This window comes from Streptomyces sp. ADMS (assembly GCF_033441795.1).
Taxonomy (GTDB): Bacteria; Actinomycetota; Actinomycetes; order Streptomycetales; family Streptomycetaceae; genus Streptomyces.
Window position 1 is genome coordinate 41,079 of the sequence record NZ_JAVFVX010000039.1, and the last position, 12,594, is coordinate 53,672.

The window sequence follows — 12,594 nt, forward strand, 5'->3', positions numbered from 1 at the left end:
GGTCAGGACGCCGTGCAGCCCCCCAACCTCGGCGCCGTGGTCGTCCCGTTCGTCATCACCGTGAACCCGAAACTCGTCGACGCGCCCGCCGCGAGGCTTCCGTTGCCGTTCGGCTTCATGGTCATGACGTTTCCGCTGCTGTCCCAGGTGGGCGTGCCGTTCCACGTCGTGGAGATCTTCTGCGGGGACGTCACGGTGACGGTGGTCGTCCACGTACTGATCGCCGAACTGCCCGCCGTCACCGTCACCCTGCCGTTGAAGCGGTCACTCCACTCCTCCGCCTTGGCGTACGTGACCGTGCAGGCGGCGCTGCCTCCGCCGCCCGGACTCGTGCCGCCCAGTGCGGTGAGCACGGAGGTGTACGCGGCCTTCCTGGCGTAGTTGCCGTCGAACAGCAGCGGGGTGCCGCCCGCCCGCCACGAGTACTTGTCGGTGACACCCCAGACGGTGATTCCGGTGCAGCGCGAGACCGCGAGGCACGCCCTGACCACGTTGCCGTAGCCGGTCGCCTGGGCCGAGCCCGAGCCCTCGATGTCCAGCTCGGTGATCTGTACGTCGACTCCGAGGTCGGCGAAGCGCTGGAGGTTGGCCTGGTAGTCGCCGGGCACCGGGGAGGCGCTGTTGAAGTGGGACTGGAAGCCGACGCAGTCGATCGGTACGCCGCGTGCCTTGAAGTCCTTGACCAGGTTGTAGACGGCATTGCTCTTCGCGTTGACGCCGTCGGTGTTGTAGTCGTTGTAACAGAGCTTGGCCGCCGGATCGACGGAGCGGGCCGTGCGGAACGCCTCCTCGATGAAGCCGTTGCCGAGCCTGTCCTGGAAGGGCGAGCTGCGCCGGGCACCGCTGCCGCCGTCCTGGAACGCCTCGTTGACGACGTCCCAGGAGTGGATCTTGCCCTTGTAGTGCGTCATCACCTGGGTGATGTGGTTGTTCATCGCCGTTCTCAGGTCGGCGGCGGCTAGTCCCCCCACCCAGCCGGGCAGTTGGGAGTGCCAGACCAGGGTGTGGCCGCGGACCTTCATGCCCCGGCTCTGCGCGTGGCTGACGATCTGGTCGGCGGCGCCGTAGGTGAAGGAGCCCCGGGTGCTCTCGGTGGCGTCCCACTTCATCTCGTTCTCGGGGGTGACCGAGTTGAACTCGGTGTTGAGCGTGGTCGCGTAGGCGGATTCGCCGAGGTGGTTGGCGGCGACGGCGGCACCGAAGTAGCGGCCCTTCTCGGCCGCGGCGGCGCCGAGGGTAGAGGCGGCCCGGGCGGTGCCCGAGAGGGCGGTGACGCCGGCGGTGGCGAGCACGGCCGCGAGACCGAGGGTGAGTGCCCCACGAGCACGAGAGGCGATGGACATGCGGGTATCCATGGCATTCCCTTCTTCCGACAACCATTCCGGTTACGAAAGTTTCGGAATGGTTTCCGAATGTCCTGCCAGAACGTAAGGGCGCGGCAGGGGGCCGTCAACCGGCCGGGCGACAGGGAATCAGGGATGGCTCGAGAATACGGACCCGTCGAATGTTTCGAAGAGTTGGTGCCCACTCCCCTTCATCGCGAACGCGGTGGAGCCGTGCTCTTCCGCATGACGAGCCGCGTCGGCACCAGAGTCGTCCCGTGCTCCGTCGCGTCCTGCCGCATCTGGCGCAGTACGCCCTCCACGCACAGCCGCCCCACCTCGGCGAAGTCCTGGTGGACGGTGGTCAGCGGCGGCAGGAACGAGCCCGCCTCCGGGATGTCGTCGAAGCCGATCACGCTGACGTCCTCCGGCACCCTGCGACCGCTCTCGTGCAGGGCCCTCAGCAGCCCCAGTGCCATCTGGTCGTTGGCCACGAACACCGCTGTACAGTCCGGCAGTTCGGCGATCCGCAGACCAGCGTGATAGCCGGACTCCGCCGACCAGTCGCCGCGCACCAGCGGCGGCGCGGCCCGTCCGGCCGCGAGGAGTTCGGCGCGCCAGGCGTCGGTACGGCGCTGCGCCGCGTACGAGCCCTCGGGGCCCGCCAGATGCCAGACCGTGCGGTGCCCCAGGTCCAGGAGATGCCGTACGGCGGTCCGGGTGCCGCCCGCCTGGTCGGTGTCGACCACGGTGTAACGGTCGCCCGCGTCGGAGTCGGCCACGACGACCTGGACGTGCGGCGGCATGGAGAGGGTCGACGCGTCGAGGAGGTGCACTTCGAGGATGACGATGACGGCGTCGACGGCGAGTTCGCCGAGCCGCGAGAAGGCACCGCGCACCTCGTCCTGCGTCGGCACGGCGACGGGCAGCAGGGTGACCGAGTACCCCTCGTGCGCGGCCGAGGTGGCGATCGCCTCCAGCGTGCGGACGTTACCCGTGGTGGACAGACCGAAGGTGATGACGCCGATCGTGCGGAACTCGCCGCGCTTGAGGGCCCGGGCGGCACTGTTGGGCCGGTAGCCCAACTCCTTCATGGCCGCGAGGACCTGCCGACGCGTCTCCTCGTTGACGCCGGGGAAGCCGTTCGACACCCGGGAGACGGTCTGCGAGGACACTCCGGCCACCCTGGCGACGTCCGCCATGGAGGCACTCTGTGTACGGCGGGGGGCCCGCTTCCTGGTGCGTGCGCGCGCCCGCGCCGGCTCGGCCGAGGTGCCGTCAGCTGTGTCCACCCGTCAATCCTCGCTCCCCGGTCCACAGTTGCCCCCTACGACCCTTGACCAGCGTCGTGGGAGCGGTGTAGACATGCCGCCATCAGATGTTTACGTAAACATAACAGCCGGTGGACCTCTCGTGGGGCTCCTGCGGAGATGGATGTTTACGTAAACATCGGGGCGGCGGCGGACCAGCGCCGGTTCCGAGACGGACGAGCGAGGCACGACAATGACGACCCTAGAACCGCCGGTGGCCGCGAAGCGCGCCCCGGCCCGGCCCGCGGCGAAGAGGGACCGCCGCTCATGGACGGGATGGGGGTTCATAGGCCCGTTCGTGGCGGTGTTCGCCCTCGTCTTCCTGGCACCCATCGGGTACTCGATCTACCTCAGCCTCTTCAGGGACCAGCTGATCGGCGGCACCAGCTTCGTCGGCCTGGACAACTACAAGCAGGCCCTGGAGGACGACCAGTTCTGGGACTCCCTCATGCGGGTCTCGCTCTTCCTGGCCGTCCAGGTGCCGATCATGCTCGGCATCGCCCTGCTGATCGCCCTGGCCCTGGACAGCGGACGCCTCTACGGCAAGGACTTCTTCCGCATCGCGATCTTCCTGCCGTACGCGGTGCCCGCCGTGGTGGCCACCCTGATGTGGGGCTTCATGTACGGCACCAAGTACGGGCTGGTGGGTGACATCAACAGCGCGTTCGACGTCACCCTGCCCGACCCGCTCTCCAGCGACCTGGTCCTGGCGTCGATCGGCAACATCGTCACCTGGGAGTTCATCGGCTACAACATGCTGATCTTCTACTCCGCGCTGCGGGTCATCCCGCTCTCGCTCTACGAGGCCGCGGAGATCGACGGCGCCGGGCAGTTCCGCGTCATCACCGCCATCAAGCTTCCCGCGATCCGCGGTGCCCTGGTGATCGCGACGATCTTCTCGGTCATCGGCAGCTTCCAGCTCTTCAACGAGCCGGCCATCCTGCGGCCACTGGCGCGCAACGCCATCACGACCGACTTCACCCCGAACTTCTACACGTACTCGCTGTCCTTCAACGGCCAGCAGCACAACTACTCCGCGGCGGTCGCCATCATCATGGGGCTGATCACCATGGTCATCGCCTATGTCGTGCAGCTCCGCGGCATGCGCAAGGGAGCGTGACCCCATGAGCAGCAGCCCCGTCACCACCGCCTCCCCGGCCGCATCCGTCCAGAGCGCCGACGCGGGAAAGAGCGCGCCCAAGCTGCGCAGGTCCCGTCGGCGCGAGCCCGGCCGCCCCAAGCGCAGCATCCTGCTGACCGTGCTCACCGGCCTGATCCTGGTCTACACCGTCGTGCCCCTGATCTGGCTGGTCATCAGCGCCACCAAGACCCAGGACGGGCTGGCCGACTCGTCCGGACTGTGGTTCAGCGACGACTTCGCCCTCTGGCAGAACATCCACGACACGTTCACGTACAACGACGGCATCTTCGTCCGCTGGCTGCTGAACACCCTGCTGTACGTCGTGCTCGGCGCCGGCGGCGCCACCCTGCTGGCGATCCTCGGCGGCTACGCGCTGGCGAAGTTCACCTTCCCCGGTAAGCGCGCCGTGTTCGCCGTGGTCATCGGTGCCGTCGCCGTCCCGGGCACGGCCCTGGCGGTGCCCACCTTCCTGCTGTTCAGCAAGATGGGCCTGACCGACACCCCGTGGGCGGTGATCATCCCCTCGCTCGTGTCCCCCTTCGGCCTGTACCTGATGTGGGTCTTCGCGACCGAGGCCATCCCCACCGAACTGATGGAGGCGGCCCGCATCGACGGAGCGGGCGAGGTGCGCACCTTCTTCCAGGTCGCCCTGCCCCTCCTCGCCCCCGGAACCGTGACCGTTCTGCTGTTCACCACGGTCGCGACCTGGAACAACTACTTCCTGCCGCTGATCATGCTCAAGGACCCCAACTGGTACCCGCTGACCCTGGGTCTGGACGCCTGGAACTCGCAGGCCCAGACGATCGGCGGCGACGTCATCTTCAACCTGGTGATCACGGGTTCGCTGCTCACCATCATCCCGCTGATCGCCGCGTTCCTGCTGCTGCAGAAGTACTGGCAGTCCGGCCTCTCCGCCGGAAGTGTCAAGGAGTGATCCTCCCCCCGGCCCCACACCCCCCTCGGCTTCACCGCATTCACCCTCACCTGTCCCACCCACGAAGAAGTGGAAGCACCCCGATGCGTAGAACAACCAGCCGTCTGATGCGCGGCATAACCCTGCTCTCCGTCCTCGCCCTGGGCGCCACCGCCTGCGGCTCCAGCGACGACAGTTCCGACAGCAAGCCGGTCTCCGCCGGGGACATCACGGCGGCCCTGGAGGAGGGCGGCACGGTCACCGTCTGGGCCTGGGAGCCCACGCTGAAGTCGGTCGCCGCCAACTTCCAGAAGAAGTACCCCAAGGTCAAGATCAACCTGGTGGCCGAGCGGTCCGGCGACAAGCACTACACCGCCCTGTCGAACGCCATCTCGGCGAAGAAGGGTGTCCCGGACGTCGCGCAGGTCGAGTACTTCGCACTGAGCCAGTACTCCCTCACCAAGGGCCTCACCGACCTGGCTCCGTACGGCGCCGACGAGCTCGAGTCCAAGTACACGCCCGGCCCGTGGAACGCCGTGAGCGACGGTGACAAGGTCTACGGCCTGCCGATGGACTCTGGCCCGATGGCGATGTTCTACAACAAGAAGATCTTCGACAAGTACAAGATCGCGGTCCCGACCACGTGGGACGAGTACGTCGACGCGGCCCGCAAGCTGCAAAAGGCCGATCCCAAGGTGTACATCGCCAACGACGCCGGCGACGCCGGCTTCACCACCAGCATGCTGTGGCAGGCCGGCTCGCGCCCCTACCAGGTCGACGGCACCAAGGTGTCGGTCAACTTCGACGACGCGGGCGCCAAGAAGTACACGGACACCTGGCAGAAGCTCATCGACGAGAAGCTCGTCTCGCCCATCACCGGCTGGACCGACGACTGGTACAAGGGCCTGGGCGACGGCACCATCGCCACCCTGACCACCGGCGCCTGGATGCCCGCCAACTTCGTCACCGGTGTCCCGCAGGCGGCCGGAGACTGGCGCGCGGCCCCGATGCCGGCCTGGGCCAAGGGCGAGAAGGCCAGCGCGGAGAACGGCGGCAGCTCGCTGGCCCTCCCCGAGCTGGGCGAGAACAAGGAGCTCGCCTACGCGTTCGTCGAGTACGCGAACTCCGGTGACGGTGTGCAGACCCGTGTCGACGAGGGCGCTTTCCCGGCGACCACCGCGCAGCTCCAGGACCCCGCGTTCCTGAACAAGGAGTTCGAGTACTTCGACGGCCAGAAGGCCAACGAGATCTTCGCCGAGTCCGCCGCCGCCGTCGCCAGCGACTGGTCGTACCTGCCCTTCCAGCAGTACGCCAACTCGATCTTCAACGACACCGTCGGCAAGGCCTACATCTCCAGCACGAAGCTGGCCGATGCCCTGAAGACCTGGCAGGACGCGTCCATCAAGTACGGCACGGAGCAGGGCTTCACCGTCGAGAACTAACACCTGGGCAGCAGCAGCCGAGGAGCGGCCGGAAAGCGTCGACGCCGGCCGCTCCTCGTACCCCCGTACCTGGAAGGACCACCATGACCTCCGCCTCCCCGTCCCGTCTGCCGTACGGGCCGGACGGTGACTCCACACCCCGTCTCGCCTATGGCGCCGACTACAACCCCGAGCAGTGGCCTCGGGAGGTGTGGGAGGAGGACGTACGGCTGATGCAGGAGGCCGGCGTCAACATCGTCTCGGTGGGGATCTTCTCCTGGGCCCGTATCCAGCCGGACGCGGACACCTGGGACTTCGGATGGCTCGACGAGGTCATGGACCTGCTGCACGAAGGCGGGATCGGTGTCGATCTGGCCACCGCGACCGCGTCCCCGCCGCCGTGGCTCACCACCGCGCACCCGGAGATCCTCCCAGTGACGGCCACCGGCGAGACGGTCTGGCCGGGCGCGCGCCAGCACTGGCGCCCCACCTCCCCCGTCTTCCGCAGTCACGCGCTCGGCCTGGTACGGAAGATGGCGGAACGGTACGCCAACCATCCGGCCCTGGTGGCCTGGCACATCTCGAACGAGCTGGGCTGCCACAACGTCTACGACTTCTCCGACGACGCGGCGCGTGCCTTCCGCGACTGGCTGCGTGCCCGCTACACCACGCTCGACGCCCTCAACCACGCCTGGGGCACGGCGTTCTGGTCGCAGCGCTACAGCGACTGGGCGCAGATCCTGCCGCCCCGGCTGGCCGGCTCGCACCCGAACCCCACCCAGCAGCTGGACTTCAAGCGGTTCTCCTCGGACGCGCTGAAGGACTACCTGGTCGCGGAGCGGGACATCCTGCGCGAGGTCACGCCCGAGGTCCCCATCACCACCAACTTCATGGTGATGGGCGGCACGAAGGGCATGAACTACTCCGACTGGGCGGGGGAGATCGACTTCGTCTCCAACGACCACTACGTCCACCCGGGACCGCGGGACCGCGACGAGCTGTCCTTCTCCGCCAACCTGACCAGCGGTATCGCGGGCGGCCGTCCGTGGTTCCTGATGGAGCACTCCACCAGCGCGGTCAACTGGCAGCACGTCAACGTGGCCAAGCGGCCCGGTGAGCTGGCCCGCGACTCGCTGCTGCACGTCGCGCACGGCGCCGACGCCGTGTGCTTCTTCCAGTGGCGCCAGTCGGCGGCCGGCGCCGAGAAGTACCACTCCGCGATGGTGCCGCACGCCGGTGCCGACAGCGAGGTCTTCCGCGCGGTGGCCGCTCTCGGCCAGACCCTGAAGGACCTGGCGCCGATCGCGGGCTCCGAGCGCGAACCGGCCCGCGTCGGGATCGTGTTCGACTGGGACTCCTGGTGGGCCAGCGAGCAGGACTCGCACCCCACCGCCCTCCTCGACTACCGCCAGGAGGGCCTGAACTGGTACTCGGCACTCCTCTCCCTGGGCGTCCGCGCCGACGTCGTCACCACACGCTCCGACTTCAGCCGCTACGACGTGCTGATCACCCCCGTCCTGCACATGGTCCCTGCGACGCTCGCCAAGGAGCTGACGCGGTACGCGGAGACGGGCGGCCATCTGGTCACCACGTACTTCTCCGGTGTCGTCGACGAGAACGACCACATCTGGCTCGGCGGCTACCCGGGCGCCCTGCGTGAACTGCTCGGCATCCGCGTCGAGGAGTTCGGCCCGCTGCTCGACGGTGAGTCGGTCGAGGTGGACGGCGGAGGTACGGGCACGGTGTGGACCGACCGCGTCGATGTCACCGACGCCGAGGTCGAGGTCCTCGCCCACTACCGCTCGGGCGCGTACACGGGCAGGCCGGCCGTCACCCGCCGTACGACGGGCAGAGGTTCGGCGTCGTACGTCTCCACGCGCCTCGGCGCCGACGGTCTCGCGGCGCTGCTGCCGGGTCTGCTCGCGCCGGCCGGAGTCGACAGCGAGCTGCCCGAACCCGCCCGTGGGCGGGTCGAGTTGACCGTACGGCAGGGCGGCGGAAGCCGGTTCCTGTTCCTGGTGAACCGCAGCGAGGAGGAGGTGCCGCTGCCAGGCCTCGACGGGGAGCGGCTGTCCGGCGGTACCGAAGCCGACGGCGTCCTCGTCCTCGCGCCGAGGGAAGTCGCCGTACTGCGGCGGCCCTCCCACTGAACAACCCCGAACTCCCCTGATCCAAGGGGCACACCGTCGTGCCCCGTCTCCGTACGTTCTGCGTGCGGTGCGGGTACGGCGGTCCACCGCAGCGACCACATCTGAGTTGGGAGCACACGTTGGCACGCCGTACCCGCACACGACACCTTCTGGGAGTCGTCGGCATCACCGCCCTGGCCACTTCGGCCGCCCTGATCACCGCGCCCTCGCCGGACGCGCAGGCGGCGGTCGAGGCAGCGGCCTCATCCGTCACGGTCACCCCCGATCCCTCGTACAGCCAGGAGAGGTTCGAGGGCTGGGGCACCAGTCTGGTCTGGTTCGCGAACGCGACCGGCGACTATCCCCCGGCGATCCGCGAGAAGCTCGCGAAGCTGCTGTTCGGCGACGACGGGCTGGCGCTGAACATCGCCCGCTACAACATCGGCGGCGGCAACGCCCCCGACGTGAAGGACTACCTGCGGGCGGGCGGGGCCGTCGAGGGCTGGTGGAAGGCGCCCGCGGGCACCACCCGCGAGGACACCGACTGGTGGAGCGCCGACGACGCGGCCGACTGGAACCCGAAGGCGGACGAGACCCAGCGGTGGTGGGTGGACCGCATCAAGAAGGACATCACCCACTGGGAGACGTTCAGCAACTCGCCGCCCTGGTTCATGACGGAGAGCGGCTATGTGTCCGGTGGCTTCAACGCCAACACCGACCAGCTGAAGGCCGATTCGGTCGACGACTTCGCGGCCTACATGGCGGGGGCGACAAAGCGGCTGGAGAGGTTCGAGGGCATCAAGGTCGACACCGTCGACCCGTTCAACGAGCCCAACACCGGCTACTGGAGCACCCGTCTGGGCGCCGACGGTCAGCCCGTCGGCGGCCGTCAGGAGGGCGCCCACATCGGCCCCGAGCTCCAGCAGAAGGTTCTCGCGGCACTGGCCCCCGCGCTGAAGAAGGCCAAGGTCAAGGCCGAGATCTCGGCGATGGACGAGACCAACCCGTCCATCTTCGCGAACAACTGGAACTCCTACTCGCAGGCCTCCAAGGACCTCGTCGACCAGATGAACGTCCACACATACGGCACCGGGCAGCGCACCACCGTGCGCGACCTCGCCAAGGCGGCCGACAAGCCGCTGTGGATGAGCGAGGTCGAGGGCGACTGGGGCGACGGACAGAGCTTCACGGACATGCGTCCGGGTCTCGGTCTCGCCCAGCGGATCGTCGACGACCTGCGTGAACTGGAGCCCAAGGCCTGGGTGTTCTGGCAGCCGGTCGAGGACTACGACAACATGAAGCCCGGCGGCGAGTCCGCCAAGGGCGGCAACTGGGGCAGCATCCAGCTCTCGTTCAGCTGCACGTCCACGGACACGCTGGAGTCCTGCCCGATCTACACCAACACCAAGTTCGACACCGCCCGCAACTTCACGCACTTCATCAAGCCGGGCGACAAGCTGATCAAGGTGGACGACACCTCCAGCGCCGCCGCCGTGACCAAGGGCGGCAAGGGCGCCTCGCTGGTCCACGTCAACAGCACCACCGCGGCGCGTGACGTCACCATCGACCTGTCCAGGTTCCGCACCGTCAAGGGCAACGCGACCGTCACGCCGACGGTGACCAGCGCCGACGGCAAGCTCAAGAAGCAGGCCCCGGTCAAGGTCGTCGACGGCAGGGCCACGTACACCGTTCCCGCCCAGTCCGTGACCTCCTTCGCCGTCAAGGGCGTCTCGGGTGTCGCGAAGAACGCGGGCCTGTTCAGCAAGGGCCACTCCTACACGCTCACCGGCGTGCAGAGCGGCAAGGCGGTGACCGTCTCCGCGAACGGCACGAACCTGGTCATCGGCTCGGCCAACGGCACGGTCGCGCAGGAGTGGCAGCTCGACGCCCGCCACGGCGACAAGGGCGCCCGCCAGCGGTACGTGTTCGCCAACCCGGCCGAGGGCAAGCGGCTGGCCGTCCGCGACAACGTCCCCGTGGTGGAGCCCGACACGGGCGAGCGCGATCCGGCCACCCAGTGGATCATGTCGACCACCGGTGACGGAACGTGGACCCTGGTCAACGCGGCCACCGGCCGCCTCCTGGAGGTCGGTGGCCAGGCGACCAACGAGGGTGCCGCCGTCACGACGTGGCAGGCCAACTCCGGTTCGAACCAGCGCTGGAGGGTCACGGACGTGACCGACCGGGACTGACGCGGCAGATCGTCCGCGAAGGCCGCCTCACTGTGGGGCGGCCTTCCGCATGTCCAGGACGTCCCGAGGCAGGACCGCAACCCTCTCGCAACCTCGGGAGGCGTTCGCTTGGGTGGTGGAGATGCCCGAGAAGAACCCGCCGCGCGTCGAACTGACCCCGGCCGCCGCCGAACTGCTGCGTCGGCTGCACGCCATGCACGGCCCGCTGATGTTCCACCAGTCCGGCGGCTGCTGCGACGGCAGTGCGCCCATGTGCTACCCGGCGGGCGAGTTCCGGACCGGAGACTCGGACATACTGCTCGCCGAACTGACGGTCGAGGGTGTCGCCGAACCGGTGACGTTCTGGATGTCCCGCAGCCAGTACGAGGGGTGGTCCCACACCCGTCTCGTCGTGGACGTCGTACCGGGCAGGGGCAGCGGTTTCTCACTGGAGGCACCCGAAGGAGTGCGCTTCCTGATCCGCTCCCGGGTGGTCGACAACTAGCCTCCGCGAGCCCCCCGCGCGGCTCATCGTCGTCTGGTGCACTTCCCTTGCTCACTGCCATAGTTGACGGGACTTCAGGGGGTAGTACCTACTCACCTGGAGTGCGTACAAGGTCGAAACAGCTCGATCGTGTGATGGTCGGCTTCCGGGCTTGCGGTGCCCTGGGAGGCTCGGGCCAACGTGACTGTGCGACCTGGGACACCGGGTACGGCGTCAGCGTGCGGGGCCCCTGCTCCACCAGAGGATGGTTCAGGGCCTCTCCGTCGCCTCTGGCCGTACCCAACTGGCCAGGTCGCACAGGTAACTGGCCTCCCGGGCCCGGACCACGCACAGGATGCGTGTCGCCGCCCCGGGGTCGAGTACGCCGGGGACCAGTGCGCCCAAGACCGTTCGGGGCGCGCGGCTGAACGGACTCACTCCCACTCAGTCTTTAAGGAACGGTCTGAATGCGTGGAAGCGTACAGTTCAGAACGGGCAGAGCAGCAGTCACAGCAGTCGCTGTACTCACCACACTGGCCGGCGCGGCCCTCACAGGGGCGGCACCGGCCAGTGGCGCGCCGAGAGCCACTCAGATCGCGCCGGGCGTGCGCTACGCGCACTTCGACATCACGGCGGCCAGGGGGGTGACCCGCGCCCACCTGCTGAGTGTCGACCTCGCCAACGCGCGGGTACGGGTCAACCTTCTCCACGCGGGGGCGGTGGCGGCACGGGCCGCCGTCTCCAGGATGGCCGACGCCAAGGGCGCCGTCGCGGGCGTCAACGGCGACTTCTTCAACATCAGCGAGGTCCAGCATCCCGGCGTCGCGGCCACCGGTGCGTCCGTCGGCCCGGCGATCGCGAGCGGTGCGGTGCTCAAGGCGGCGGTGCCGAACGGCCAGCGCTTCGGTCCCTCGATGCCGCCCGGCGTCACCACCAGGGCCGTTCTCGGCGTGGGCACCGACCGGAGGGCCCGGCTGGACAACCTCACCCTGTCCGGCAGCGTCGACACGCCCGTGGGACGGTTCACGCTCCGCGGGCTCAACCAGTACGCGCTGCCGGTGGGGTCCATCGGCGCGTTCACCCCGGGCTGGGGCAGCGTCTCCCGGGCGCGGGCGGTGTGCGGCACGGACACCGACCGCGCCGCGCCATGCACCACCGACACGTACGAGGTGACGGTGCGGCGCGGCAAGATCGTACGGATGGCCACCTCCATCGGCGACGGTGCCATCACCGCCAACACCACGGTCCTGGTGGGCCGGGAGGCGGGCGCACGGCAACTGCGGAAGCTGTCCGTCGGCGCGAAGGTCACGGTCAGGAGCCGTCTCGTCGCGGCCACGAGCCGCGTCCCGTACCGCTTCGCCCTCGGCGGCTACCCGGTGCTGAGGGGCGGACGGCCGCTGACCGGTCTCGATTCCAACAGCGGCGCCGTGCGCACCGCGGCGGGCATCGCGAACGGCGGCCGCAAGCTGCTGCTGCTCGCGGTGGACGGTGCGCCCAGGTACCGCAGCGGACTGACCGTCGCCGAAGTGGCCGCCACCATGCGGAAGCTGGGTTCGGTGGACGCCTTCAGCCTGGACGGCGGCGGCTCCACGACCCTCGTCGCCAGAGCACCGGAAGCGAGCAGGGTCAGCGTACGGAACCATCCGACCGGCGGTGCCGAGCGGCCCGTCCCGAACGCCATCGGAGTGTTCATGACGTCCTGA

The 12,594-nt window shown here is 68.7% G+C and carries 9 protein-coding genes; 7 read left to right on the forward strand and 2 right to left on the reverse strand.

Annotation, left to right across the window (positions count from 1 at the left end; translation table 11 throughout):
• Nucleotides 1–2 precede the first annotated feature (2 nt).
• Nucleotides 3–1,343, reverse strand: a complete 1,341-nt coding sequence (locus tag RB628_RS18725; protein WP_318321613.1) for an endo-1,4-beta-xylanase — start codon at nucleotides 1,341–1,343, stop codon at nucleotides 3–5.
• A 191-nt stretch (nucleotides 1,344–1,534) separates the two neighbouring features.
• Entirely contained in the window at nucleotides 1,535–2,614 is a 1,080-nt protein-coding gene (locus RB628_RS18730; protein ID WP_412180684.1) for a LacI family DNA-binding transcriptional regulator, read from the reverse strand.
• 211 nt (nucleotides 2,615–2,825) lie between these two features.
• Between RB628_RS18730 and RB628_RS18735 the strand changes: the two genes are divergently transcribed.
• From RB628_RS18735 to RB628_RS18765, 7 genes are all read left to right on the forward strand, one after another.
• Nucleotides 2,826–3,752: a sugar ABC transporter permease gene (locus RB628_RS18735; RefSeq protein WP_318321614.1), complete on the forward strand. Its 927-nt coding sequence runs from the start codon at nucleotides 2,826–2,828 to the stop codon at nucleotides 3,750–3,752.
• A gap of 4 nt (nucleotides 3,753–3,756) precedes the next feature.
• Nucleotides 3,757–4,707 (forward strand): carbohydrate ABC transporter permease, encoded by a 951-nt coding sequence (locus RB628_RS18740; RefSeq protein WP_318321615.1) that lies wholly within the window; start codon nucleotides 3,757–3,759, stop codon nucleotides 4,705–4,707.
• A gap of 83 nt (nucleotides 4,708–4,790) precedes the next feature.
• Nucleotides 4,791–6,128 (forward strand): sugar ABC transporter substrate-binding protein, encoded by a 1,338-nt coding sequence (locus RB628_RS18745; protein WP_318321616.1) that lies wholly within the window; start codon nucleotides 4,791–4,793, stop codon nucleotides 6,126–6,128.
• Between the two features lie 83 nt (nucleotides 6,129–6,211).
• The gene (locus RB628_RS18750) at nucleotides 6,212–8,257 is read left to right on the forward strand and encodes a beta-galactosidase (protein ID WP_318321617.1); all 2,046 of its coding nucleotides are present in this window, start codon (nucleotides 6,212–6,214) and stop codon (nucleotides 8,255–8,257) included.
• 119 nt (nucleotides 8,258–8,376) lie between these two features.
• A complete protein-coding gene (locus RB628_RS18755; RefSeq protein ID WP_318321618.1) occupies nucleotides 8,377–10,428 on the forward strand; it encodes a glycoside hydrolase in 2,052 nt (683 codons plus the stop codon).
• Between the two features lie 121 nt (nucleotides 10,429–10,549).
• Nucleotides 10,550–10,912, forward strand: a complete 363-nt coding sequence (locus tag RB628_RS18760; protein ID WP_318321619.1) for a DUF779 domain-containing protein — start codon at nucleotides 10,550–10,552, stop codon at nucleotides 10,910–10,912.
• A gap of 446 nt (nucleotides 10,913–11,358) precedes the next feature.
• Entirely contained in the window at nucleotides 11,359–12,594 is a 1,236-nt protein-coding gene (locus RB628_RS18765; protein ID WP_318321620.1) for a phosphodiester glycosidase family protein, read from the forward strand.

Bases quoted from the DNA above. Each gene is read 5' to 3' on its own strand.
- RB628_RS18725 (WP_318321613.1), bottom strand. From the start codon at position 1,343: ATGTCCATCGCCTCTCGTGCTCGTGGGGCACTCACCCTCGGTCTCGCG.
- RB628_RS18735 (WP_318321614.1), top strand. From the start codon at position 2,826: ATGACGACCCTAGAACCGCCGGTGGCCGCGAAGCGCGCCCCGGCCCGG.
- RB628_RS18740 (WP_318321615.1), top strand. From the start codon at position 3,757: ATGAGCAGCAGCCCCGTCACCACCGCCTCCCCGGCCGCATCCGTCCAG.
- RB628_RS18745 (WP_318321616.1), top strand. From the start codon at position 4,791: ATGCGTAGAACAACCAGCCGTCTGATGCGCGGCATAACCCTGCTCTCC.
- RB628_RS18750 (WP_318321617.1), top strand. From the start codon at position 6,212: ATGACCTCCGCCTCCCCGTCCCGTCTGCCGTACGGGCCGGACGGTGAC.
- RB628_RS18760 (WP_318321619.1), top strand. From the start codon at position 10,550: ATGCCCGAGAAGAACCCGCCGCGCGTCGAACTGACCCCGGCCGCCGCC.
- RB628_RS18765 (WP_318321620.1), top strand. From the start codon at position 11,359: ATGCGTGGAAGCGTACAGTTCAGAACGGGCAGAGCAGCAGTCACAGCA.